Source organism: Rhodoferax sp. EU05-FHT12H12 (assembly GCF_058791215.1).
In genome coordinates, this window is record NZ_JBYTDI010000002.1 from 234,390 (window position 1) to 258,782 (window position 24,393).

26 protein-coding genes are annotated in these 24,393 nt (G+C 64.2%); 14 read left to right on the plus strand and 12 right to left on the minus strand.

The window, feature by feature from the left end:
- Nucleotides 1-3 precede the first annotated feature (3 nt).
- Nucleotides 4-957: a protein translocase subunit SecF gene (gene secF / locus AC3WS7_RS05875; protein ID WP_492655711.1), complete on the plus strand. Its 954-nt coding sequence runs from the start codon at nt 4-6 to the stop codon at nt 955-957.
- Between the two features lie 9 nt (nt 958-966).
- On the plus strand, nt 967-3,498 hold the full coding sequence (locus AC3WS7_RS05880; RefSeq protein ID WP_492655712.1) for a DUF1631 family protein: 2,532 nt from the start codon (nt 967-969) through the stop codon (nt 3,496-3,498).
- A 42-nt stretch (nt 3,499-3,540) separates the two neighbouring features.
- On the opposite strand, the gene AC3WS7_RS05885 is transcribed toward AC3WS7_RS05880, so the two are convergent.
- The 3 genes from AC3WS7_RS05885 to AC3WS7_RS05895 all read right to left on the minus strand — a co-directional run bounded on the left by AC3WS7_RS05885 (nt 3,541) and on the right by AC3WS7_RS05895 (nt 6,540).
- Nucleotides 3,541-4,050: a Smg family protein gene (locus AC3WS7_RS05885; protein WP_492655713.1), complete on the minus strand. Its 510-nt coding sequence runs from the start codon at nt 4,048-4,050 to the stop codon at nt 3,541-3,543.
- Nucleotides 4,051-4,118: 68 nt separating this feature from the next.
- The gene (gene dprA / locus AC3WS7_RS05890; protein ID WP_492655714.1) at nt 4,119-5,279 is read right to left on the minus strand and encodes a DNA-processing protein DprA; all 1,161 of its coding nucleotides are present in this window, start codon (nt 5,277-5,279) and stop codon (nt 4,119-4,121) included.
- Nucleotides 5,280-5,316: 37 nt separating this feature from the next.
- Nucleotides 5,317-6,540, minus strand: coding sequence for a LysM peptidoglycan-binding domain-containing protein (locus AC3WS7_RS05895; protein WP_492655715.1), 1,224 nt, complete (start codon nt 6,538-6,540; stop codon nt 5,317-5,319).
- Nucleotides 6,541-6,681: 141 nt separating this feature from the next.
- Between AC3WS7_RS05895 and def the strand changes: the two genes are divergently transcribed.
- The 5 genes from def to AC3WS7_RS05920 all read left to right on the plus strand — a co-directional run bounded on the left by def (nt 6,682) and on the right by AC3WS7_RS05920 (nt 10,801).
- Nucleotides 6,682-7,191: a peptide deformylase gene (gene def, locus AC3WS7_RS05900; protein WP_296464840.1), complete on the plus strand. Its 510-nt coding sequence runs from the start codon at nt 6,682-6,684 to the stop codon at nt 7,189-7,191.
- 33 nt (nt 7,192-7,224) lie between these two features.
- Nucleotides 7,225-8,292, plus strand: coding sequence for a methionyl-tRNA formyltransferase (gene fmt / locus AC3WS7_RS05905; protein ID WP_492656162.1), 1,068 nt, complete (start codon nt 7,225-7,227; stop codon nt 8,290-8,292).
- On the plus strand, nt 8,292-9,044 hold the full coding sequence (locus tag AC3WS7_RS05910) for an AzlC family ABC transporter permease (protein ID WP_492655716.1): 753 nt from the start codon (nt 8,292-8,294) through the stop codon (nt 9,042-9,044). Before fmt ends, AC3WS7_RS05910 begins: the two co-directional genes overlap by 1 nt.
- Nucleotides 9,041-9,409 (plus strand): AzlD domain-containing protein, encoded by a 369-nt coding sequence (locus AC3WS7_RS05915; RefSeq protein ID WP_492655717.1) that lies wholly within the window; start codon nt 9,041-9,043, stop codon nt 9,407-9,409. Before AC3WS7_RS05910 ends, AC3WS7_RS05915 begins: the two co-directional genes overlap by 4 nt.
- A 198-nt stretch (nt 9,410-9,607) precedes the next feature.
- Nucleotides 9,608-10,801, plus strand: coding sequence for a phosphoglycerate kinase (locus AC3WS7_RS05920; RefSeq protein ID WP_492655718.1), 1,194 nt, complete (start codon nt 9,608-9,610; stop codon nt 10,799-10,801).
- Between the two features lie 92 nt (nt 10,802-10,893).
- Here AC3WS7_RS05920 and AC3WS7_RS05925 read toward each other — a convergent pair whose 3' ends face one another.
- Nucleotides 10,894-11,862, minus strand: coding sequence for a diguanylate cyclase domain-containing protein (locus AC3WS7_RS05925; protein WP_296464829.1), 969 nt, complete (start codon nt 11,860-11,862; stop codon nt 10,894-10,896).
- Nucleotides 11,863-12,025: 163 nt separating this feature from the next.
- On the opposite strand from AC3WS7_RS05925, the gene pyk reads away from it, so the two are divergent.
- The 5 genes from pyk (at nt 12,026) to AC3WS7_RS05950 (ending at nt 16,883) form a co-directional block, all read left to right on the plus strand.
- Entirely contained in the window at nt 12,026-13,459 is a 1,434-nt protein-coding gene (gene pyk, locus AC3WS7_RS05930) for a pyruvate kinase (RefSeq protein ID WP_296464826.1), read from the plus strand.
- A gap of 175 nt (nt 13,460-13,634) precedes the next feature.
- Nucleotides 13,635-14,714, plus strand: a complete 1,080-nt coding sequence (fba, locus tag AC3WS7_RS05935) for a class II fructose-bisphosphate aldolase (protein ID WP_492655719.1) — start codon at nt 13,635-13,637, stop codon at nt 14,712-14,714.
- 94 nt (nt 14,715-14,808) lie between these two features.
- Nucleotides 14,809-15,714 carry a phosphoribosylaminoimidazolesuccinocarboxamide synthase gene (locus AC3WS7_RS05940; RefSeq protein ID WP_296464820.1) on the plus strand — a complete coding sequence of 302 codons (906 nt, stop codon included), beginning with the start codon at nt 14,809-14,811 and terminating at the stop codon, nt 15,712-15,714.
- A 156-nt stretch (nt 15,715-15,870) separates the two neighbouring features.
- The gene (locus tag AC3WS7_RS05945) at nt 15,871-16,452 is read left to right on the plus strand and encodes a DJ-1/PfpI family protein (protein ID WP_492655720.1); all 582 of its coding nucleotides are present in this window, start codon (nt 15,871-15,873) and stop codon (nt 16,450-16,452) included.
- Nucleotides 16,453-16,505: 53 nt separating this feature from the next.
- Nucleotides 16,506-16,883, plus strand: coding sequence for a ribbon-helix-helix domain-containing protein (locus AC3WS7_RS05950; RefSeq protein ID WP_296464815.1), 378 nt, complete (start codon nt 16,506-16,508; stop codon nt 16,881-16,883).
- A gap of 21 nt (nt 16,884-16,904) precedes the next feature.
- On the opposite strand, the gene AC3WS7_RS05955 is transcribed toward AC3WS7_RS05950, so the two are convergent.
- The 8 genes from AC3WS7_RS05955 to trxA form a co-directional block, all read right to left on the minus strand.
- Complete coding sequence (locus AC3WS7_RS05955; RefSeq protein WP_296464812.1) at nt 16,905-17,213, minus strand: copper-binding protein; 309 nt, start codon at nt 17,211-17,213, stop codon at nt 16,905-16,907.
- Between the two features lie 9 nt (nt 17,214-17,222).
- The gene (locus tag AC3WS7_RS05960) at nt 17,223-17,687 is read right to left on the minus strand and encodes a DUF411 domain-containing protein (protein WP_492655721.1); all 465 of its coding nucleotides are present in this window, start codon (nt 17,685-17,687) and stop codon (nt 17,223-17,225) included.
- Nucleotides 17,684-18,160, minus strand: coding sequence for a cupredoxin domain-containing protein (locus tag AC3WS7_RS05965; protein ID WP_492655722.1), 477 nt, complete (start codon nt 18,158-18,160; stop codon nt 17,684-17,686). Before AC3WS7_RS05965 ends, AC3WS7_RS05960 begins: the two co-directional genes overlap by 4 nt.
- Before the next feature lie 17 nt (nt 18,161-18,177).
- Complete coding sequence (locus AC3WS7_RS05970) at nt 18,178-19,575, minus strand: multicopper oxidase family protein (RefSeq protein WP_492655723.1); 1,398 nt, start codon at nt 19,573-19,575, stop codon at nt 18,178-18,180.
- 24 nt (nt 19,576-19,599) lie between these two features.
- Nucleotides 19,600-20,763 carry a TolC family protein gene (locus AC3WS7_RS05975; protein WP_492655724.1) on the minus strand — a complete coding sequence of 388 codons (1,164 nt, stop codon included), beginning with the start codon at nt 20,761-20,763 and terminating at the stop codon, nt 19,600-19,602.
- Nucleotides 20,760-21,104, minus strand: a complete 345-nt coding sequence (locus AC3WS7_RS05980; protein ID WP_492655725.1) for a hypothetical protein — start codon at nt 21,102-21,104, stop codon at nt 20,760-20,762. Before AC3WS7_RS05980 ends, AC3WS7_RS05975 begins: the two co-directional genes overlap by 4 nt.
- Nucleotides 21,105-21,221: 117 nt before the next feature.
- Entirely contained in the window at nt 21,222-21,590 is a 369-nt protein-coding gene (locus AC3WS7_RS05985) for a hypothetical protein (RefSeq protein WP_492655726.1), read from the minus strand.
- A gap of 46 nt (nt 21,591-21,636) precedes the next feature.
- Nucleotides 21,637-22,593, minus strand: coding sequence for a thioredoxin (gene trxA / locus AC3WS7_RS05990; protein WP_492655727.1), 957 nt, complete (start codon nt 22,591-22,593; stop codon nt 21,637-21,639).
- Between the two features lie 101 nt (nt 22,594-22,694).
- On the opposite strand from trxA, the gene purE reads away from it, so the two are divergent.
- The gene (purE, locus tag AC3WS7_RS05995) at nt 22,695-23,198 is read left to right on the plus strand and encodes a 5-(carboxyamino)imidazole ribonucleotide mutase (protein WP_296464784.1); all 504 of its coding nucleotides are present in this window, start codon (nt 22,695-22,697) and stop codon (nt 23,196-23,198) included.
- 45 nt (nt 23,199-23,243) lie between these two features.
- Complete coding sequence (locus AC3WS7_RS06000) at nt 23,244-24,392, plus strand: 5-(carboxyamino)imidazole ribonucleotide synthase (protein ID WP_492655728.1); 1,149 nt, start codon at nt 23,244-23,246, stop codon at nt 24,390-24,392.
- Nucleotide 24,393 lies beyond the last annotated feature (1 nt).

Below are 24,393 nucleotides of genomic sequence, written 5' to 3' on the forward strand. Positions count from 1 at the left end.
AGCATGGAATTCTTCAAAATCCGCCGCGATATCCCCTTCATGCGCCATGCCTTGGTGCTGAATATGGTGTCGCTGGTGACATTTATTGCAGCCGTTTTCTTCCTGTTTTCGCGGGGTTTGCATCTGTCGGTGGAGTTCACCGGTGGCACGCTGATGGAGGTGAGCTACTCCCAGCCCGCCGACCTGAATGGCGTGCGCAGCACGCTGGACAAACTGGGGATCAAGGACGTTCAGGTCCAGAACTTTGGGACGACACAGGATGTCCTGATCCGCATGCCGGTGCAAAAAGGCAGCACCTCGGGTCAGCAAAGCGATGCCGTCATGATCGCGCTCAAAGCGGCTGACGCGTCCGCCACGATGCGCCGCACCGAGTTTGTAGGCCCCCAAGTGGGCGACGAGCTGGCCGCTGACGGACTCAAGGCGCTGGCCTTCGTGGTGGTGGGCATCATGCTGTACTTGGCGATCCGTTTTGAATGGAAATTCGCAGTCGCCGCCATCATCGCCAACCTGCACGATGTGATCATCATCCTGGGCTTTTTTGCCTTCTTCCAGTGGGAGTTTTCGCTTCCTGTGCTGGCGGCGGTGCTGGCCGTGTTGGGCTACTCGGTGAACGAGTCGGTGGTGATTTTTGACCGAATCCGTGAGAATTTCCGTCGCTTTCGCAAGATGAATACCGAGGAGATCATCAACAATGCGATCACCTCGACCATCAGCCGCACTATCATCACCCACGCATCCACTCAAATGATGGTCCTGTCCATGTTGCTGTTTGGTGGTGCGACCCTGCACTACTTTGCCTTGGCATTGACCATCGGCATTTTGTTCGGCATTTATTCCTCGGTCTTTGTGGCAGCCTCCATTGCCATGTGGCTGGGTATCCAGCGTGAAGACCTGGTCAAAGGTTCCCCCAAGAAGGACGTGGATCCCAACGACCCCAACGCTGGCGCAACGGTTTAAGCTACCACCATGGCTACCTCTCCCGCATTGCCCCCCCGCTTGCAGTTGGCCCGCGCCTTGCGCGAGCGGTTTCTGGCAGAAGCCGGCAAGGCAGCGCAGGAGATCGGCGGCGCGGTGCAGGAGCGCCTGACCACCCTGATGGATGAATTGGTCAACGCACGGGAAGCCCAGCTACGCCGGGATACCTGGATGGCCTACAAGCGCTGCCGACCATTGTGGGTCGACGGCACCATGAGGGCCTGGCGCGAATGCCTCGATCCCCCCAAGGAGAAAAAAGCGGCGGGCCTGGAGGCGGCGGGCCTGGAGCTGGTGGGTACCGAGGTGGTGGAAAACAAAATCTTGGCGTCCCGCCTGGTGCTGGCCGTCAATGAAAAAGTGCTGCCCCAGCTCGATGACGTGCGGGTGCGCATCCGTTTCCTGGAAAACCTGGAGGACCTGGAAGGCAATGACCTGCTGCGTCCCGAGGTGTTGGTGCTGCTGATGGTGGAGCAATGGGCGCAGTCGGGTATGCCTGCAGAGTCTTGGCCCATGGTCAACGAAGTGGTGCAGCGTTTGTTGATTGAACGCCTGATCGTGGCGTACAAGAATGCCAACGACCTGCTCATCAGCAAAGGCGTCATGCCGACCATCGAGTTGAAAGACCGTGTGAAAGCGCCAGTGCGGGCACCGCAGCGCCCACGTACACCGCCTGCAGCCCCCGCCCCGGGGCAGCCGCCTGCGGAGATGCCACCCAGCGGTTATGGAGATGTGGGCCATGGCAGCAACGCCGGCGGAAGTTACGCACAAGCGTATGCCCCGACCGGCCATGCCGGTATGGGCAGCGGTGCGGCCGCTGGCGGCCAGCGCGCGGGCGGCGGGTTCTTCGGCGGGCGTCTGGGGTGGGGTGGTGGCACTGCCGAGGCCCCCGCTGCCTCTGGTAGTTCCGGTCCGCAAGGGGTGTCTTCCTCTTCGCCTACGCCGTTTTGGCGCCAGTCTTCGGGCTCCCACAGTATGCCCGGCCAGGCCTATGGCGCTGGAGAAGAGACCCGCATGCTGACAGCCGCAACCCCTATCGCACGGGCCCGTAGCCGTGCGCAGGGGGTGATCGGTCAAATTCGCCGCCTGTTTGTGAGCCACGGGGGCGGGGACTTCAGCGGGACGGCCCACCATGCACCATCTCCAGCCCTGGCTGCCGCTATTGCGCCAGGCGCAGCCCATATGGGGTACGCCCCCGGTGGCACCATGTATGAAGACTACAGCCCGGCCGGCGTCGCACGGGTGGCCAGCGACCTGCGCGAAAAGTCGAGCGAGCTCAAGAAAAAGGCGGAAACCAAGGGAGAAAAGGCCACCATTGAGATTGTGGCGCTGATGTTTCAGGCGATTCTGGCCGAAGAGCGCATTCCGCCTGGCATCCGCGTTTGGTTCGCGCGTTTGCAAATGCCGGTGCTGCGTGTGGCCCTGGAAGACCCCGATTTTTTCGGAACGGCGGACCACCCCGCGCGTCAGCTGATTGACCGCATGGGCTCCTGCGTCATGGGTTTTGATGCCTCGGGCGTGCAGGGCAGCGCGATGGAAACCGAGATCAAGCGCATCGTGCAGGTTATCGAGCAGTACCCCGAGACCGGCAAAAAGGTCTACCAGATTGTTTTCGAGGAATTCCAGAAATTCCTCTCCAAGTTCCTTACCGAAAAAGGCCCCACCCAGAAGGTCGTGAGTGTGGCGCAGCAGGTGGAGCAAAAAGAGACCCTGGCCATCCAGTACACCATCGAGATGCGCAACATGTTGAAAGACATGCCGGTGCGCGAGGAGATCCGGGACTTTTTGTTCAAGGTCTGGGCCGAGGTGCTGGCCGTAGCTGCTGTGCGCAAGGGGCCGCAGCATGCCGATACCCTGGTGCTCAAGAAGTCTGCCACCGACCTGATCTGGGCGGCCAGCGCCAAGCCCAATCGCGCAGACCGCGCCAAAGTGATCCAGGATCTGCCCAATTTGTTGCTGCGCTTGCGCTCCGGCATGACGCTGCTGGCTATGGCGCCGAGTGAGCAGGAGAGCCAGGTAAAGCGTATCAGCGATACGCTGGCTGATGCCTTCATGTCCAAGACGCAGGCGATTCCGCAGGCCCAGATCGATGCCATGGCGCAAAGGCTGGGCAACTTGGAAGACTTTGTGTCCGAAGACGGCATGGGCGATCTGCCACTGGATGCCGAGAGTATTGAGATGATGCTGGGGATTGATGCCTCGGCCATCGAGGTGGTGGCCAATGGCGGCTCCAAGCCCACGGCGGCCATGTTGGCCTGGGCGCAGGAGTTGCAACTGGGCTCGTGGTTCACGCTGGACCATAACAACCAGATCACACAGGTGCAGTTTGCCTGGCGCAGCGATCGCAAGCACCTGAACCTGTTTGCCTCCAGTTCGGGAAAGAGTTACCTGATCCAGGGTGGTCGACTCGCCGCCTACTTGCAGGCGGGCCTGCTATTGCCGCAAGAGGAAGAGGCGCTAACCGTGCGCGCGACACGTGACGCCTTGGCCAAGCTAGAAGCCAATCCCGAACGGCTGCTGGCTTGAGGGGTTCCCCGCCTGCTGCGGGGATCCATAACTAACATACGTTCAGTGCGCCACCCGATCGTTGGCGTCGTCGCAGAGTTCGTCCAGTACCAAGGCATCGGGCTCCAGGCCAAAACTCCAGTACACCATGAGGATGATGACCTTGAGCTCATCCAAGGCCACCGGACCACCAGGGGCCGCCATGGCCCGGTCCAGCACCACTTCCCGCAGATGTGCCGGCAAGACGCCCGCCGAGTCCAGAAAGCGGATAAACCCCAGGCACTCGGGGCCCAGATGGTTTTGCTCGTAGGCTGGGTAAATCCGAACGCTGGTCGGCAAGGGTTGGCGCAGCCAAGGCTCGGCCGCCAATTTGGCGGACGCTTCCAGGGTCTCCGGGACCCGGGGGCGTGCGCTGCGGGCAGCGCTGTTCAGGCCCTGGAGCCAGGCCAGCGCATCCTCAATTTCATCGGATGCAAAGCCCACGGCACTGAGCTTGCGTTGCAGGTGAGCGGGTTCGGGGCAGCCCTCGTCCGCGTAGTAGTTTTCGTAAACGAAAGCAAGCACTTCAAACATGGGAGCCAATATAGCGCAGAAAAAAGCGCTGCACGTTTGCGGTGCAAACTGCCCCGCTTTTCCGGCGTTTAGCCCCGTGCGAGGCGCTGGAACAGGCTGCCCGGCAGGCGGGCGATGTGGCCTTGCAGTTCTAGCCCCATGAGCAGGGCCTGCAGCGTGGGGGTGTCCAGCCCGGTGCGGGCCTGCAGTGCATCCAGTCCTGCCGGCTCAAAGGCCAGCGCGCCCAGCAAGGAGCGCTCTATGCCAGAAATGCCCTCAGGCTCCGTTGTTTCTGCGCGAGCAGCTCCGGAATCCATAGCAATTCCCGGCTCGATTGGGAGCTCAAACTCTTCCAGGATGTCCTGGGCGCTCTCCACCAGCTTGGCCCCTTGCTTGATCAGCGCGTGGCAGCCGCGCGCTTGGGGGGCGTGGATGGAGCCCGGAATGGCAAAGACGTCTTTGCCCTGCTCAACTGCCATACGTGCAGTGATGAGGGAGCCAGACTTCAGTGCGGCCTCCACCACCAGGGTGGCGTGCGAAAGGCCCGAGATGATGCGATTGCGCTTGGGAAAGTTCGCCGACAGCGGTGGCGTCCCCAAGTGGTATTCGCTGATGAGCAGGCCATGCTGGGCAATCCGGTGCGCCAGCTGAAAATGGGCCTTGGGGTACACACGGTCCAGTCCGGTGCCCACGACGGCAATGGTCGCCAACTGGTCCTCGGCAGCGCCGTCCAGCGCGCCTTCGTGTGAGGCCCCATCGATGCCCAACGCGAGTCCGGACACCACCGTCAGGCCCGCCTGGGCCAGTATTTGTGAAAACTGCCGTGCATTTGCCACCCCTTGGGCTGTGGGGTTGCGGCTACCCACCACCGCAATGCGGGAGGCGGCACTGCGCGCCCAGCCTTGTTGCAGGTGGTGGGCCTCACCCATGGCGTACAGCAGCAGGGGTGGGTCTTCCGTATCCAGTAGCGCGGCGGGGTAGCAGGGATCGCCCAGCGTCAGCACATGGCGTTGTTGTGGATTGTGTGCCAGCCACTCCCACGTCGTGGTGACCAGGCTTGCCAGGTCGTCAGGCGTTTGCAGCAGGCTTTCTGCCTGCTTGGCGCTGACGCAAGTCTCCAGTTGCGCTGCGCTTTGCGCGAAGATCTGCTGGGGCAGTCCAAAGCGGGCGAGCAGTTTGCGCCCGCCACTGCTGCCTACCCCCGGGGTGAGGAGCAAACGCAGCCAGGCAGAAAGTTCGTCGCGCTCCACGTGCGAAGGCGCCCTTGCGGTGGTCGGTGCGCTGGGGTCAGCGCGGGTTGATCAGCCGGTCGCCCACGCGCACGCTGTCGGTGATTTCCAGAATCAGTGCGTAGGAGACGCGGTCAAAGGTGCGGAACACCATGAGCAAGCCGTTACGCTCGTTGGGCAGTTTCATGAGCGGTCGGGCCGGGTCGGTCTTGTCCATGATGCGCTGACCATCCTTGAGGATCGCCAGCACATGGCCGGCTTCCATGCCATCCTGGGTTCCGCGGTTGATGGCGACTACCTGGCTTTGGCCCGCGTTGATCACGGCACTGCCGTAGACCGACACAATGCGCGCGTCGACCACTTGTGACGGGGCGTGGGGTGTGTAGGTTGACAAGGCACGAGCGGGCTCGGGCAGCATGCGGTCGCCCACCCGAATTTCCTCCTTGGCGGACACGATGTCGATGGTCGCAGGCACTACGGCGCTCTCGGGCTGGCCTTTTTCGCCTTGTACCTCTCCAGTGGTCTCGCTGCGAATCAACTGGGCTTTCCCGATGTATTGCGCCTCGTAACCCAGTATTTCCCCCGTTCCGGGGTCCTTGAGCGGGGTGGCATTGCGGAACAGCCGGAACAGTTGCTGTTTGGCCTGGTCGTCCATCAGTGGTGCCCCATTGGAGCCGCGGGCGTAGGCCCGGTCGCCGCGGGTGAGCAGCACGCGTTCTTCCTGGGTGGCTACGATGCGCGGGGCTGCTTGCAGCTCGTTGGCATCCACGATCAAGGGCTCTGCCAAAAAGGCCTCAATAACCCGACTTTTCAGGGCGGGCAGGGCCAGGTCGGCCAGTGCTTCGTAACGGGTGCGTGGGGTGACGCGGATGGTGTCGGGCGCTGCACCGTCACCACTGCTGCCTGCCACACGCAGGGTGGCTTTGTCGCCCAGGCGCTCCAGCAGCAGCACCTGGCCGGGGTAAATGCGGTGCGGGTTTTTGATGTCGTTGAGGTTCATGCCCCACAACTCGGGCCAGCGCCAGGGGCTCTTGAGGAAGAGTTTGGAGATGTCCCACAGGGTGTCGCCACTTTTGATGGTGTAGCTGTCCGGGGCGTTGGGGGCCAGTTCGCTCAGCGGCACGCCTTTTTGGGCGACTTCGTTGGCGGTTTGTTTCTGGGCCGCGGAGATTGGGAAGTTCTGCGCCCATGCGCCGGGGGCAGCCAAGGTGCCGGCCAGTGCGGCCAAAGCGGCCAAAGCGGCTAGCGCCACGCGGGATTTCGCCATCAGGTGTGTCGTCATAGGGTGCGAATCGGTGAATGAACTTGATAAGTTACGCGCGATTTTGCGCTCAAGCCCTTGATTCGGCAACGTTTTTGGCCCGCTGGCAGTGCAAGCAATCGTAAAAGTGGCGAAAATAGCCACATCTTTTAGGCAGTTCCCATGGCTTTACTTCCCATTCTTTGTTACCCCGACCCCAAACTCCACACCGTGGCCAAGCCCGTTGCCGCGGTGGATGCGCGCATCCAGCAGCTGGCTGCTGACATGCTGGAAACCATGTACGAGGCCAAAGGCATTGGCCTGGCTGCCACCCAGATCAATGTGCATGAGCGCCTGATCGTCATCGATGTGTCAGAAGAGCGGGACCAGCCCATGGTGCTGATCAACCCCGAACTGGTCTGGACCAGCGCCACCACCCACCTGAATGAAGAAGGCTGTCTGTCGGTGCCCGGCATTTACGACGGGGTGACCCGTTTTGATGCGGTGCACGTGAAGGCACTGGACGAAAAAGGCAACAGCCGCGTGATCGAGGCCGATGGCTTGCTGGCCGTCTGCGTGCAGCATGAGATGGACCACCTGGTGGGCAAGGTGTTTGTGGAATACCTCTCACCGCTCAAGCGCAACCGCATCAAAACCAAAATGATCAAGGCCCAGCGCGAGGAATCGCGCTAAGTGGCCCACATCCCTGCACCCGTGGCGAGGCCGCTGCGGGTCATCTTTGCCGGTACGCCGGAATTCGCCCGCGTGGCGTTGGAGCGCCTGCATGCCGCTGGCCACACCATCGCCCTGGTGCTGAGCCAGCCCGACCGTCCGGCCGGGCGCGGCATGAAGCTGCAGGCGTCGGCGGTCAAGCAGTTCGCACAAGAACATGCCATTCCCGTGGCCCAGCCGCGCAGCCTGCGCCTGGATGGCAAGTACGCCGAAGACGCCGCTGCGGCGCGACAGGTGATTGCGGATGCCCAAGCCGATGTGATGGTGGTGGCTGCCTACGGACTTATCCTGCCGCAATGGGTGCTCGATGACATGGCCCCCACGCTCCCCGCTGCGCGTGGTTCGCTGCCCCCCGAGGGGGCCCTCGCGCCTAGGGGCGGCCCGTCGGCGCTCACGCCATCGCCCAAACTCGGTTGTCTGAATATTCACGGTTCGCTGCTGCCACGCTGGCGCGGCGCGGCACCGATTCATCGCGCCATCGAGGAGGGGGACACGGAGACCGGCGTCACCATCATGCAGATGGATGTGGGGTTGGACACGGGTGACATGCTGCTTAAACAGAGTCTGCCAATTGCAGACAGCGACACCACGGCCACACTGCACGACAAGGTGGCAGAGCTGGGCGCCACCATGGTGGTGCAGGCGCTGGAACTGGCGGCCCAAGGTGCGTTGCGGCCGGTGAAGCAGCCCGATGCCGGCGTGACCTATGCCCACAAAATCGAGAAACACGAGGCGCCCATCGACTGGCGCCTGGACGCCGCCACCATCGTGCGCCGCGTACGTGCCTTCAATCCGTTTCCGGGCGCCAGCACTGTGCTGAATGGCGAAGTGATCAAAGTGTGGGGCGCCCATGCGGGTGACGGCAGCAGTGCTGCAGAATATGGGCAAATAGTGTCTGTAGTCCCCGAAGGTATTGCGGTGGCAGCTATGAATTCAGTAGCAATACTGACGGAGCTGCAACGCCCCGGTGGCAAGCGCCTGCCCGCCGCAGAGTTTCTGCGCGGCTGCCCGGTGCAAGTCGGCCAGCGCTTTGAGCTGCCAGCGGCGCCTGAGGCGTCCTGATGTTCTTCCTGCGCAGCAATTACACCCACCCCGAGTTCCGGCGCGGCTTCAATGACATGCTGGGCGTGTCGCCCGGCATTGCTGCCTGGGGCCTGATGACGGGCGTGGCCATGGTCAAGTCCGGCATGAGCACGGTGGAGGCGCTGTTCATGGCGCTCACCGTGTTTGCCGGTAGCTCGCAACTGGCGGCGGTGCCGCTGCTGATTGCCGGGGCGCCCATGTGGGTGATTCTGGTCACCGGCTTCTGCGTGAACCTGCGGTTTGTGGTGTTCAGCGCGCACATGCGGCCCTACCTCATGCACCTGCCGCGCTGGCAGCGGCTGGTCACCGGCTACCTGTCCGCCGACCTGACCTATGTGCTGTTTGTGAAGCAGTTCCAGCATCCGGCCACAGATGCAGCGGGCCGCACTGCGCAAATGGCCTACCTGGCCGGCAATGGCGGTATCAACTGGTTCAGCTGGACCGCCAGCAGTGTGCTGGGCGTAGTGCTGGCCAACTTCGTGCCTACCTCCTGGGGTCTGGGCTTTGCGGGCATTCTGGCGCTGGTGGGCATGATGGCCTCGCTGGCCACCAGTCGTTTGCGCTGGGTGTCGGCGGGCGTGGCGGGGGCTGCTGGTGTTGCTGCATTTGCGTTGCCGCTCAAGCTCAACATCCTGGTGGCGATTGCGGTCGCCGTCACCGTGTGCCTGCTGTTGGACAAGCGCCCCGATACCTCGCACCCACCGCACCACACCCCCAAGGACCCCGCATGAGCCTGGACAGTTTTTTCGTCGGCAACACCGACGGCTGGACCCTGCTGACCACGGCGGGTCTCGCCTGCGTCACGGTGATTGCACGCTCCTTCTTTTTTATCACCGACAAAGACTGGTCGCTGCCCGTCTGGGCCCAGCGTGGCCTGCAGTACGCGCCGATTGCGGCGCTGTCGGCCGTCATCGTGCCGGAGATCGTCATGTCGCAAGGCCAGCTCATCCATACGCTCAAAGATGCCCGTCTGTATGCCGTGGCGGCGGGTCTGGCCTTCTTTGTCTGGCGGCGCGGTGCCGGCCAGGCGGTGCTGGGCACCATTGCCTCGGGCATGGCGGTGTACCTGCCTTTGCACATCGGCCTGGGCTGGTGACGCAGTGGGCCCCTCACGCGCTCCATTGCGTGGGGTTCGTTGCCTCCTGAGTGGGGGCATCGCCTTGGGGCGGCCCGGCGTGAATGTGTCGCGCCTTCGGTACGTCGCCGTTACGTGCCAGCCGCGCCCAGCGCACTTCTACAATGCCGGGTGTTGCCGCACCCCGCGCGCGCTTTCAAACTACCTGAGGTTTCCCCCATGCAAGTGATCCGTTTTTCTGACCTGATTGCCCAAGGCCAAGTCGCTGGCAAGCGCGTGTTCATCCGTGCCGACCTGAACGTGCCACAGGACGACGCAGGCAACATCACCGAAGACACCCGCGTGCGCGCCAGCGTGCCCGCCATCCAGATGGCGCTGGACGCCGGTGCCGCCGTCATGGTGACCAGCCACCTGGGCCGCCCCACCGAAGGCGAATTCAAGCCCGCAGACTCCCTGGCCCCCGTGGCCAAGCGCATGGGCGAACTGATGGGCCGCGAGATCCCCGTGATCGTCGACTGGACCGAGGGCGTGGAGGTGAAGCCGGGCCAACTGGTGATGCTGGAGAACTGCCGCGTCAACAAGGGCGAGAAGAAGAATGACGAAGCGCTGGCCAAGAAAATGGCTGCGCTGTGCGACATCTTTGTGCACGACGCGTTTGGCACCGCCCACCGCGCCGAAGCCTCCACCTACGGCATCGCCCAGTTCGCCCCCATCGCCTGTGCCGGTCCGCTTTTGGCGGCCGAAATGGATGCCATCAGCAAGGCCCTGCTGGCCCCCAAACGTCCACTGGTCGCTATCGTCGCCGGTTCCAAAGTCTCCACCAAACTCACCATCCTCAAAAGTCTGGCCGAGAACGTGGACCAGCTCATCGTGGGCGGCGGCATTGCCAACACCTTCATGCTGGCCGCCGGCCTGAAGATCGGCAAGAGCCTGGCCGAACCCGATTTGCTGGACCAGGCCAAGGCTGTGATTGAGGCCATGAAAGCGCGCGGTGCGGCCGTGCCCATCCCCACCGATGTGGTGACCGCCAAGACCTTTGCTGCCGACGCACCCGCCACCATCAAGGCCGCCACCAACGTGGCCGACGACGACCTGATCCTGGACATCGGCCCGCAAACCGCGCAGGCCCTGGCCGACCAACTCAAGAAGGCCGGCACCATCGTCTGGAACGGCCCCGTGGGGGTGTTCGAGTTTGCCGCGTTCGAGAACGGCACCAAGGTGATCGCGCAGGCCATTGCCGAATCCAGCGCCTTCTCTATTGCCGGCGGCGGCGACACGCTGGCTGCGATTGCCAAGTACGGCATCGAGAAACAGGTGGGTTACATCAGTACGGGCGGCGGTGCCTTCCTGGAAGTACTGGAAGGCAAGACCTTGCCGGCGTTTGAGATTCTGACCAAGCGCGCAGCCGCTTAAATTGCTATTGAATTGGTAGCTGCTCGCGCAGCACCCATAAGGGCTAAAGGCACTTTTGGCATCAAACCGAAGGTGCCTTTGCTTTGGGCCGGTTAGAGTGGCGCCGGCGCGGTGTCCAGGCTGGCGCAGCACACCTGGCCGCGTCCACTGTCCTTGGCACGTTCCAGCTGTTGCGCCGCCAGCGCCAGCAGATCACTGGCCTGGCCACTGTGCGGGCTCACGCGGGTGCCCAGGCCCACACTGACCGAGACCAGCCCGCCACCCTGTGTGCCGCCCTGCGGCAGCCCCAACTGGCGCACGCGGCGCTCCATCTCCTGCGCCAGCGCCAACGCGTCTTCGTGGGAGGTGTCCGGCAGCAGGCAGGCAAATTCCTCCCCGCCAAAACGCGCCACCACATCGGCCGGACGGCGCAGCACCGATTTGAGCGTCACAGCAATCAGGCGCAGGCAGTCGTCACCGGCCTGGTGGCCGTGGCGCTCGTTGTAGGCCGCAAAGTGGTCCACATCGAGCAGCACCAGCGACAGCGACAGGCCGCTGCGCGCGGCACGCGCCCACTCGGTCGTCAGTTGCTGGTCAAAGTAGCGGCGGTTAAAGACCCCCGACAGGCCGTCCAGCAGCACCAGCTTCTTGAGCAGGTCGGACTGGAACTTGAGCGTCAGGTGGGTGTGCACGCGGGCGCGCACCACGGCCGGGTTCACCGGTTTGGAGATGAAGTCCACCGCGCCCAGACCCAAGCCATGGGTTTCCTGGCCGGCGTCGGGCCGCGCGGTTACCAGGATGATGGGAATGTGCGCCGTTGCCTCTTGCGCCTGAAGCTGGCGGCACACGGCAAAACCGTCCATGCCGGGCATCAGTACGTCCAGCAGCACCAGGTCTGGCGGGTTGCTATGGCATACCGCCAGTGCCTGTTCGCCCGAGGTGGCCATGAACACCTGGTAGTCCCCGGCGAAGGCCTGTACCAATTGCTGGATGTTGTCGGGCTGGTCATCCACCACCAAGAGCTTGGGCTTGCCATGCGTGCTGTCCAGCAGCGCGGCTGCGTGGGTGGCGGGGGCATTCATGGGAGGCGTCGGGATGCGTGGATCGGGCGGGCGACCATTCAACCACAGGCCCTCGGTTTACGCCCTCCGGGCTAACCCCGCCTGTGCTTTTCTTGTGCCTGCCATGTAACCAAGGTACAAACAAGCGTGTGAAAATAGGTAACTCACTCTAGGAGACAGTTCCATGCCCCGTCGCGCCACCAAAATTGTTGCCACCCTCGGACCCGCCTCCAGCGACCCCGCTTTGCTGGAGCAGATGATCCGTGCCGGCGTCAATGTGGTACGTCTGAACTTCAGCCACGGCAAGGCCCAAGACCATATTGACCGCGCCCGCCTGGTGCGCGAAGCCGCCCAACGCGCTGGCCGCGAAGTGGCCATCATGGCCGACCTGCAGGGACCCAAGATCCGCGTGGGCAAGTTTGCCGAGGGCAAGGTGTTCCTGGAGCCTGGCCAAAAATTCGTTCTGGATGCAGCCCGCGTGGAACTGGGCGACATCGATGCTGTGGGCCTGGACTACAAGGCGCTGCCTTCCGAGGTGAAGGCCGGTGATGTGCTCTTGCTCAACGACGGGCTGATCGTCATCACGGTGGATGCCGTCAAGGGTGAGCAGGTGCACACCACCGTCAAGCTCGGTGGCGAGTTGTCCAACAACAAGGGCATCAACAAGCAGGGTGGCGGCCTGACCGCCCCGGCCCTGACCGGCAAGGACATGGAGGACATCCGTACCGCGATGAGCTTCCAGGCCGACTACGTGGCCGTGAGTTTCCCCAAGAATGCCACCGACATGGAAATGGCGCGCCAGCTGTGCAATGTGGCTGCCGCCGAGTACAACCACAAGCCGGGCCTGATTGCCAAGATCGAACGCGCCGAAGCCATCCCCAAGCTGCTGGAAATCTTGCTGGCTTCGGATGGCATCATGGTGGCCCGCGGCGACCTGGCTGTCGAGGTGGGTAACGCTGCCGTACCGGCGCTGCAAAAGCACATGATCAAGCTGGCCCGCGAGCACGACAAGGTCGTGATCACCGCCACGCAGATGATGGAGTCCATGATTACCAACCCCGTGCCTACGCGTGCCGAGGTGAGCGACGTGGCCAACGCCGTGCTGGATGGCACTGACGCCGTGATGCTGTCCGCCGAAACCGCGGCCGGCAAGTACCCGCTGGAAACCGTGGTCGAAATGGCGAAGATCTGTCTTGCCGCCGAAGGCAGCGAACACGTCAAGCTGGACGCCGATTTCACCGGAAAAACCTTCACCCGCATCGACCAGTCCATCGCCATGGGCGCGCTGTTCACCGCCCACCACCTGGGTGCCAAGGCCATCGTGGCCATGACCGACAGCGGCAGCACTGCGCTGTGGATGAGCCGCCACCTGATCCATGTGCCGATCTACGCGTTGACGCCCAAGGTCACCACCCAGCGCAAGATGACGCTGTACCGCAATGTGCGCCCGCTCCTGATGGGCACCAGCGCGGACCGCGACACCGCGTTGATGGACGCTGAAAAGCACCTGAAGTCGCGCAGCATTGTGCAAAAGGGTGATATTTACGCCATCACCTGCGGCGAGCCTATGGGCGCTCCCGGCGGCACCAATATGCTGAAGATCTGCGCGGTGAACTAGCCAACGCCACGCCTGCCCCACGGTGAAGGGTGCGCGATGCACCCAAGGGCCTTCGGGCCCTTTTTTTGCGTGCTACCACGGGTTAACCCTCAAGGTTAGAATCCGACAACGGTAAAAAGTTACCAAGCGGTTACCAAGACTGCTGCTGCGAGTTTTTAACTTCCTGGGGATATCCATGGCACTCGTCTCGATGCGTGAGCTTCTTGATCACGCGGCAACGCACAACTACGCGATTCCCGCGTTCAACGTTAACAACCTGGAGCAAGTCCAGGCCATCATGGAGGCCGCCAAGGAGACCGGGGCCCCTGTGATCATGCAGGCCAGCGCCGGCGCCCGCAAATACGCGGGTGAACACTTCCTCAAGCACCTGATCCAGGCCGCCGTGGAAAGTTACCCGACCATTCCCGTGGTGATGCACCAGGACCACGGCCAGAGCCCTGCGGTGTGCCAGGGCGCGATCGACCTGGGTTTCAGCTCGGTGATGATGGACGGTAGCCTGGAAGCCGACGGCAAGACCATTGCCAGCTACGAGTACAACGTCGAAGTGACCCGCAAGGTGGTCGACATGGCCCACAAGCTGGGTGTGACGGTGGAAGGCGAACTGGGCTGCCTGGGCTCCCTGGAGACCATGAAGGGCGATAAGGAAGACGGCCACGGCACCGATGCCACCATGACCCGTGAGCAGCTGCTGACCGACCCCGAAGAAGCCGCCGATTTTGTGAAGCGCACCCAGCTGGATGCACTGGCGATTGCCATTGGCACCAGCCACGGCGCCTACAAGTTCACGCGCCAGCCCACCGGCGACATTCTGGCCATCGAGCGCATCAAGGAAATCCACGCCCGCATTCCCAACACCCACCTGGTGATGCACGGCTCCAGCGCCGTGCCACAGGAGTTGCTGGCTGCCATCAACCAGTACGGCGGCAAGATGGCCCAGACCTGGGGGGTGCCCGTGGAAGAGGTGCAGCGCGCCATTCCCTTTGGTGTGCGCAAGGTCAACATCGACACCGACATCCGCATGGCCATGACCGCTGCGGTGCGCAAGTTCCTGTTCGAGAACCCCGACAAGTTTGACGCCCGCGAATGGCTCAAGCCCGCGCGCGAAGCGGCCAAACAACTGTGCAAACAACGCTATATCGAGTTCGGCTGTGAAGGCCAGGCCGCTGGCATCAAGGGGCACAGCTTGCAGGTGGTGGCAGGGCAGTACGCCCGTGGTGAATTGGCCCAGGTGGTGCAGGACCTCGCCGTCGCCTGAGTGATGCCGGGCCGCATGGCCGGCACGAACTTGCGATAATCCAAGGCTTCGCCTTCCATTCCGGGGGGCGAGGCCTTTTACTTTGTTGGACGCCATGACTTCAGCTTTGCACACCTCCGCCCTGTCCCTCCCCCTGCTTGCCCGTGGCAAGGTGCGCGACAACTACGCCGTGGGCGACGACCGCATCCTGATGGTCGCCAGCGACCGCCTCAGCGCGTTTGACGTGATCATGGGCGAGCCGATTCCCGGCAAGGGTGTGTTGCTGACCCAGATGGCCCTGTTCTGGTTCGAGAAGCTGGGCAAAAACGGCGCCAATATTTGCCCCAACCACCTGACCGGCGACGCCCCCGAGAGCGTGGTCTTGCCCTCCGAAGTGGAGCAGGTCACCGGCCGCTCCATGCTGGTCAAGCGCCTGAAGCCCCTGCCCGTGGAAGCCGTGGTGCGCGGCTACCTGGCCGGCAGCGGCTGGAAGGAATACCAGGAGAACAGTGCGGTCTGCGGCGTGAAGCTGCCCGCCGGCCTAAAGAACGCCAGCAAGCTGCCCGAACCCATCTACACCCCCGCCGCCAAGGCCGCCGTGGGTGACCACGACGAGAACATCACCTTCGAGAAAACCGTGGAGATGATTGGCCTGGACCTGGCCACCCGCATCCGCGACATCAGCATCCAGATTTACAAAGCTGCGGCCGAGATCGCGCTGACCAAGGGCATCATCATTGCCGACACCAAGTTCGAGTTCGGTCTGGACACCGACGGCACGCTGACGCTGATGGACGAGGTGCTGACGCCCGACTCCAGCCGCTTCTGGCCGCAAGAGAGCTACGCCGAAGGCACCAACCCACCCAGCTACGACAAGCAGTTTGTGCGCGACTGGCTGGAGCAGGCCCTGGTGGACGGCAAACCCTGGGACAAAACCCCGCCTGCGCCACGTGTGCCCAACGAAGTGATTGCCAAAACCGCCGCTAAGTACCAGGAAGCGCTGACGCGCCTGACCGCATAATTTTAAGGAAATAGGGCTCTAGAGCCCGCCGTTGCTGCGCAGGCAGCTATGGTTTTGATAGTGTCGGGTACTTGCTGGGGTGTAACAACCCAGTACCACCACGGCACTGCGCTTCGCTCCAAAAATCGGTCTCCCAACCACAACGAGGAGACTGACATGGCGGCGAAGAAAATTCTGATGGTCTGCGGTGACTACTGCGAAGACTACGAAACCATGGTGCCCTTCCAGGCGCTGCTGGCCGTGGGCCACACGGTGCATGCCGTATGCCCCGATAAAAAGGCGGGTGACCACATCAAGACGGCCATCCACGACTTTGAGGGTGCGCAGACCTACAGCGAGAAGCCCGGCCACAACTTCACGCTGAACGCGAGCTTTGCCGACGTGAAGCCCGAGGCCTACGACGCGCTGGTGATCCCCGGTGGCCGCGGCCCCGAGTACCTGCGCACCTACCCCGCGGTGGTGGCTGCCGTGAAGCACTTTTTTGATGCCAACAAACCGGTGGCCGCCGTCTGCCACGGCGCGCAACTGCTGGCCGGTGCTGGCGTGCTGCAGGGCCGCACCTGCTCGGCCTACCCGGCCTGCCGGGTGGAGGTGGAGATGGCGGGCGGCACCTATGCCGACATCGCCATCGACGCTGCGGTGACCGATGGCAACCTGGTGTCTGCCCCCGCCTGGCCCGCACACCCGGCCTGGATTGCACAGTTTCTGGCGCTGCTGGGTACGCGTATTTCCCATTGACGGCACCGGGGGCGGCCCGCAGCATGCAGGCCAGCCCCTTGAGGAGACAGCCCATGTGCCAAGTGTTCATCAGTGCCGACCCCACGCTTTACGAGAGCCGCGCCCGCTCGGTGCGCCTGCATGGCGTGGCCACCAGCATCAAGCTGGAAAACCTGTTCTGGCGGGTGCTCGACGAAATCGCCACGCGCGACGGCATGGGCGTGCCCCAGCTCTGCACCAAGCTCTACGACGAGCTGGTGGCCGAGCGCGGCGAGGTGGACAACTTCGCCTCGTTCTTGCGGGTGTGCTGCGGCCGCTACCTGGCGCTGCAGCTCAGTGGCGGCATCCCGCAGGACGCCAGCATCCCGATTGCCAGCCTCAACGCCCAGCGTGTGCTGGCCACCGAGCGCCAGGCCGTGCGGCACGCCGGTTTGCACGTGCGTGCCGCCTGAGGGCGCACCTGCGCCAGGTGCTCAAGGCGCAGCTTCGACGGCGGTGACGATGTAGGCGCCCTCTTTGAGTTCGGCGCTAAAACGCACCTTGTCGCCGGCCTTGGCTTTCTCCAGCAGGGCCGGGTCGCGCACCTGGAACACCATGGTCATGGGCGGCATGTCCAGGTTCTTGATCTCGCCGTGTTGGATGGTGATCTTGCTGGCGGCCTTGTCGACCTTGCGGATTTCGCCACGGCTCATGTCACTGGTTTGCGCCCAGACGCTGCTCGCGCCAAGGGTACTGAGAAGCAAGGTGGCCAGCAGCTTGCGGGCGGTGTGTGCGTGGTTCATGGGGTGTCCTTATCGGTAACTTTGGTAAATCGACGTAGCGCCGCCCTTGGCGACCAGCAACACGTCATACGGGTCTTTGCGGCCCTGGTAGATGGCGCCGTCCATGCCGGGGGAGCCGACCGGCATGCCCGGCACGGCCAGGCCCAGGGCTTTGGGCTTCTCGCGCAGCAGGCGCTGAATCTCTTTGGCAGGCACATGCCCTTCGATGGCGTAACCTGCCACCTCTGCGGTATGGCAGGAGCCCAGGGCATCAGGCATGCCCAGGCGCTTGCGGGCATCTGCATTGCCGGTCTGCTGCACGGTCACCTTAAAACCGGCCTGCTCCAGGTGGACCACCCAGTCTTTGCAGCAGCCGCAGTTGGGGTCTTTCCAGACCTGGACGGTGGTGCGCTCCTTGGCCGCCCATGCGGGCAGCCCCAGCGGGACCAGCCCCATCGCCAGCACGCTGCGGCGTGAAAGAGTGGGCGCGCTCATGGTTTGCTACCCACGGCCACAGCGCCCTTCATGCCCGCCTCGTAATGGCCCGGGTGCAGGCAGGCAAAGTGCACGGTGCCTGCCTGGGTGAACTGCCAGACCACCTCGCCAGTTTTGCCGGCTGCCAGGCTCACCAGGTTGGGCTCGTCGTGCTCCATCTCGGGGAACTTCAGCATCTGCGCGTAGTGCGCTTTCAGGTCGGCTTCGGTGCCCAGGTTGAACTCGTGCTTGAGCTGGCCGGAGTTGGTGACCACAAAACGGATGGTTTCGCCGCGGCGCACCTTCACCGTGCTGGGCGTGAAGCGCATGGCATCGCTCATGTCGACGGCAATGGTGCGCGTGACTTTGGCTGCGACACCGGGCTTGCCGATGGCGTCCGTACCGTGGCCGCCGGCATGGCTTCCTGTGGCAAAAGTGCCGCTGGCGCCCGCCAATAATGCGCAAGCAGCTATTAATTTGATAGTGTTTTTCATGGGTTTCCTTCTCGGGGTTAGTGGTGTTGGTGGCTGGCAGGTTTGCGCACCTGCACCTCGGTGGCGGGCGCTGCGGCGGCGGCTGGACTTTCGGCCTGGAAGCGCGCCGGGTCCGGCAGCGGGCCGGTCCATGCATAGGCCTGCGTGCCCGCAGGCTGTTGGTACCAGCCGGGGTCCTTGTAATCACCGGGCTTCTGGTCCTTGCGCACCTTGAGGACGCTGAACATGCCGCCCATCTCCACGCCGCCATAGGGGCCCTGGCCGGTCATCATGGGGGCGGTGTTGTCGGGGATGGGCATCTCCATCTCGCCCATGTCGGCCATGCCGCGCTCCCCCATCACCATGTAGTCCGGCACCGCTTTTTGCAGCTTGCCGACCAGGCCACGGTGGTCCACACCAATCAGGGTGGGCACGTTGTGGCCCATGGCGTTCATGGTGTGGTGGCTCTTGTGGCAATGGAAGGCCCAGTCGCCTTCCTCGTCGGCCAGAAATTCAAACTGCCGCATCTGCCCCACGGCAATGTCGGTGGTGATCTCGGGCACCCGCGCCGCCAGCGGCCAGGGCCCGCCGTCGCTGCCGGTCACCACAAACTCGTGGCCGTGCAGGTGGAGGGGGTGGTTGGTCATGGTCAGGTTGCCCACGCGGATGCGCACCTTGTCGTTGTGCCGCACGTTGAGCGTGTCGATGCCCGGGAAGACCCGGCTGTTCCAGCTCCAGAGGTTGAAGTCCAGCATGGTCATGGTCTTGGGGGTCATGCTGCCGGGGTCGATGTCGTAGGCGTTGAGCAGGAAACAGAAGTCGCGGTCCACCTCGCTGATCAGCGGGTGTTTGGCCTTCGGGTGCGTCACCCAGAAGCCCATCATGCCCATGGCCATTTGTGTCATCTCGTCCGCATGCGGGTGGTACATAAAGGTGCCGGGGCGGCGCGCCACAAACTCGTAGACAAAGGTCTTGCCCACACCAATGGCGCGCTGCGTCAGGCCCGACACCCCGTCCATGCCATTGGGCAGGCGCTGGCCGTGCCAGTGCACGCTGGTGTGTTCGGGCAGCTTGTTGGTCACAAACACACGCACGCGGTCGCCCTCCACCACCTCGATGGTGGGGCCGGGGCTCTGGCCGTTGTAGCCCCACATATGGGCCTTGAAGCCTGGCGCCATTTCGCGCACCACCGGTTCGGCCACCAGGTGGAATTCCTTCACGCCCTGGTTCATGCGCCAGGGCAAGGTCCAGCCATTCAGGGTGACCACCGGGGTGTAGGGGCGGCCGGTGGCGGGGACCAGTGGGGGCTGGGTGTTGGGGGATGTCTGCAGCACCGGCTCGGGCAGTGCGGCCAGGGCCACGCGGCTCACCGAGGCGGCGGCTACGGCACCCACCGCGGTGGCGGCGGCGCCATTGAAAAAATTGCGTCGGTTCATGGGGTGTCCTTGGGTGGGGGCCATTCAGTGGCCTCCGGCTTGGGTGGGGCTGGCCGCAGGGGCGGCGCTATCGGTGGCGGAGCCAGGCAGGGCGTCCAGCGGGGCGCCGGCCAGCAGGGCTTGCAGGTCGGCATGGGCAAGCCAGAAGTCGCGCTGGGCGGCGACGCTGGCGCTGTGGGCCAGCGCTTGGGTCTGGCGGTCGGCCAGCACGTCAAACACACTGGTCAGCATGCCGTTGTAGCGCAACACCAGTTCGTCGTGGATGAACTGGCGCAGCGGCAGCACGTCCTGGGTCAGATGGGTGGCGATGTCCCAGCTGCTGCGGTAGCGGTGGTAGGCGCTGCGTGCCTGGCTGCGCAACTGCACGGCCTGGGCCCGAACGCGGGCGGCGTCGCCCATTGCGTCCCACAGCGCGTCGGCGCTGTCGGGCACCGTGCTTTGCTGCTTGCGTTGCCACTGCTGGGCCGCCAGTTGCAGGTCGGCGCGGGCTTGAACGGCCCGGGCCTCCACATCGGGCAGGTCCAGTGCCTGCGTGGGCAGGGTCGGCAGGGCGGCTGGCAGGGTGAACTGGGTGGCTTCGCCCCACAGGCCCAGGGTCACGGTCAGTGCTTCGCGCGCGGCAAAGGCGGCCTGCTCGGCACGCACCAGTGCCAGTGCCGCGTCAGACAACACCGCCTGGCTTTGTGCTTGCGTGAGTTTGCTCACATTGCCGGCGCGCGCCATGCGCCGGGTCAGTTCGCCGCTGGCCTCGGCCGTGGCCTTGGCTTCGCGCAGCAGTTGCGCGGTGTGGGCGGCTGCCACGGCGTTCACCCAGGCCTTGAAGGCCTGGGCCGACAACACCGTGATGGCCTGCTGGGCGCGCAGCTTGGCCGGGGTCGTCGCACCCGTGGCATCGGTGATGGACAGCCCTTCGCTGCCCCATGCCGCCTGCAACCCAGGGTTGTGAAGCAAGGCGATACGCACCGCGGCATTGGCCGTCAGTGGCGTGGCCAGCAGGGTGGTCAGGGTGTTGTGCGGGTCGGCGGCGGGGTGGGGCAGTTGGACTGCCGCACCGTCGGTGCCAACGGTTTTGCCCGCCATGCGGGCCTGCAGGCTTTCGATGCCGCCATCGGGGGGCGCGGCCCAGGCCAGGCTGCTGCAGAGCAGCAGCGCGGTGGCGCGGAGCAGGGGGCTCAGGCGGGCGTTCATGGTTGGGCCTTCTGGGCGGGCGGGGCAGATTTGCGCGCCTGCTCCTGCTCCCATTTCAGGAGGTCGGCGTGGCCGCGTTGGAACTGGCCCACTGCTGCGTTGGCGGCTTTCCAGTCCAGTACCGTGTCTTCCACGCCCCGGGGCAGGTCGGCAAACACCGAGCGGTAGGCCACGGCGGGCACCGGGGTGCTGGCCTGGCTGGCCTGCAGGGTGGGCGTGGGGTCCATGCGCACGCTACCCGGCGCTTGGGCGTGAGCGGCCAATGTGGCGGCGCTGGCGAGCACGGCCACAGAGAGTAATCGGTACAGCCGCGAGCGGGCGTACCAGGGGGAGATAGGCATAAAAATTTCCTGACCAAAGGCGTGAACGGGGTGCTTGCGAGGCCCCTGCAGCACAGCGCTGCGGAGCCACCACGGCGGGTCCAGGCCCAGAGTCCAGACGGACTTCGGGCCTGGAGGTCAGGAAATGGGGGGTTTGTGTCCCAGCGCGAGGACGGCGCTGGTGAAATGCGCGTTAGCGGCTTGTGGCAGCCCATGTGGCAGGGCCTGTGTTGCCGACTGCGTGGCGGGCACAAGCAGTGCGACCGTGAAACAAGCCTGGCACGAGGCGCAGGTGGCGCAAGGGTCTGGCGTGTTGTGGGTTGGCGGTGTGGGCGCAGACTCCGCCTGCATCTCATGGCAGCTGGTGTGCGCTGCGGGGGGGCTGGCCGCCAGCTCCGCGCTGGTCGCGTGGGCTTGCGCCGCCATCTGGATCGCCATGGTGTCTCCCGACCAGGCGCGCAAAGGCACCAGGGCAATCAGGATCAGCAGGAGCACGAGGCGGCGCATGGTGTGTGGATGGTGGCGCAGGGAGAAAGTTCCCGGGAAGCCGAAATCAGTTCAGCGCCATGCTGAGCTTGCGCCGGTAGGCGGCCACCAGTTGGGCTTGTGGGTCGGTCTCGGCCACTGCCTTGCCCACCACCTCAATACCGCCAGCGGCCTTGCCCGCATCCGCAGGGTTGGCCTTGGGCTTGGGTGGGGTCAGCAGCTCCAGAATCGCCACAAAGGTCTTGCGCGGCACCGCCTCGCCCCAGGCCTTGTCACGCATGATGATTTCCAGCAGCTCGTCCATGGCACCGGTCCAGTCGCCACCCACCATCAACACACGGGCCTTGGCCAGGCGGGTGTCAAAGTCGCGCTTGTTGGTGGCAATCAGGGCGTCGAATTGTTCGGGCGTCCACAGGCCGCGGTCGTCGGTGACCACGAACTTGATGGCGTCCAGAAACTGGCCCAGTGCCTCGAAGCGCAGCTGGCGCGGAATCTCGGTGAGTTTGGGCGCCAACGCAGCCTCGGCGTCTTCGAGCAGGTCGTTCTCGATCAGCAGCTTGACGTAGTCGTAGCGGGCGTCGTCGTTGGTGGGGTCCACGCTCAGCGCTTCCAGCAATTTTTGCAGCGCGGCCTGCGGGTCGCCTGCGGCGGCCAGGGCATGGGCGTCTTCGGCGTCTGCCTCGGCTTCCAGTACGGCCTCGGAGGGCACGTGTTTGTCCAGAAACTCCTTGATCTTGCTTTCGGGGATGGCCCCCATGAAACCGTCCGCTGGCTTGCCGTTGATCATCAGCACACAGGTAGGAATGCTGCGGATGCCAAAGGCCTGGGCCAACTGCTGTTCCTGGTCGGAGTCGATCTTCACCAGCTTGAAGCGGCCGGCGTACTCTTCTTCCACCTTTTCCAGCAGCGGGCCAATCACTTTGCAGGGGCCGCACCAGGGGGCCCAGAAGTCCACCAGAACCGGGACTTGGTGGGAGGCGGCGACGACTTCGGCCTCAAAGTTTTCGATGGTGACGTTGATCATGGGGGCTAGCTCGGGGTGAAAAAGTAAAATTCAATTCTGGCCACGTGCGCAAACCCTGCGCCGCCAGTCCACCTGGCGCTCCGCAAAGCGCTTTCAGCACTATGAAAACCATTCAAATCGGCGTTGTCATGGGCTCCAGTTCCGACTGGGACACCATGCAGCACGCAGTCCAGATTCTCCAACAGTTTGGCATCCGCTTCGAAGCCCGGGTGGTTTCTGCCCATCGCATGCCCGACGACATGTTCGCCTATGCCGAAAGCGCGGTCGCGCGCGGCCTCAAGGCCATCATCGCGGGCGCCGGCGGTGCGGCCCACCTGCCGGGCATGCTGGCCGCCAAAACCACCTTGCCGGTGCTGGGCGTTCCGGTGCAGAGCAAGGCGCTGTCGGGCGTGGACTCGCTGCACAGCATTGTGCAGATGCCCAAGGGCGTTCCGGTGGCCACCTTTGCCATTGGCCCGGCCGGTGCCGCCAACGCGGCCCTGTTTGCGGTGGCCCTGCTGGCCAATGAAAACCCGGACCTGCGCATGGAGCTGGACGCCTTCCGCATCGACCAGACCGAGGCTGCCCGCGCCATGGTGCTGCCCATTACCGGAAGCGCAATCTAAATGGCTTCTGAGCGCGCAGCAACCGCTTTGGGCGGATCCAAAGAAATGACACTCGGTGTCATGGGCGGTGGCCAGCTGGGCCGCATGTTTGCCCACGCGGCCCAGCAGATGGGTTTTTTCACCGCGGTGCTGGACCCGGATACCCATAGCCCGGCCGGGCGCATCAGCCACCACCATATCCAGACCGCCTACACCGACCCCGCGGGCCTGGCCCGGCTGGCCGAGGTATCGGCGGCCATCACCACCGAATTTGAAAACGTGCCGGCGCAGGCGCTGACGCAGCTGGCGCAGAGCCGTCCGGTCGCCCCCAGCGGTGCCGCCGTGGCCATTGCCCAGGACCGCGCGGCCGAGAAGGCGCACTTTGTGGCGTGCGGCGTGCCTTGTGCACCTTATGCCGTCATTGAAACGGCAGAGCAACTGGCGGCCGTCGATGCGAATCTGCTTCCAGGAATTTTGAAGACCGCCCGCATGGGCTACGACGGCAAGGGCCAGGTGCGCGTGAAGACGCCCGCTGAACTGGCCGCCGCCTGGACCGATCTGCAAGGCGTGCCCTGCGTGCTGGAGAAGATGCTGCCGCTGGCGCTGGAGTGCTCGGTCATCGTGGCGCGCGGCGCCGATGGCCGCTGTGTGAACCTGCCAGTGCAGCGCAACCTGCACCGCGACGGCATTTTGGCCGTGACCGAGGTGTATGAAGGAAATCTGCCTCCGGCCCTTGCAGCGCGTGCGGTAGCAGCTGCGAAATCGATAGCAGAAGGTGTGCAGTACGTGGGCGTGTTGTGCGTCGAGTTCTTTGTGCTGGACGAAAGCCACCCCGCCGCCGTCGGCCTGGGGGGCCTGGTGGTGAACGAGATGGCGCCGCGCCCGCACAACAGCGGCCACTACAGCATGGACGCCTGCGATGTGTCGCAGTTCGACCTGCAGGTGCGCACGCTGGCCGGCCTGCCGCTGGTGCAGCCGCGCCAGCACAGCCCGGCCCTCATGCTGAACCTGCTGGGCGACCTGTGGCCCGAGGGCGGTGTGCCCGATTGGGCGGCCGTGCTGGCCCTGCCCGGCACCCACCTGCACCTGTACGGCAAGCTGGATGCGAAGAAGGGCCGCAAGATGGGCCACCTCAACATCACCGGCGCCACCGTGGACGGTGTGCGTGCCACCGCGCTGGAAGCCGCGCGCATCCTCGGCATCGCCGCGTTCTGAG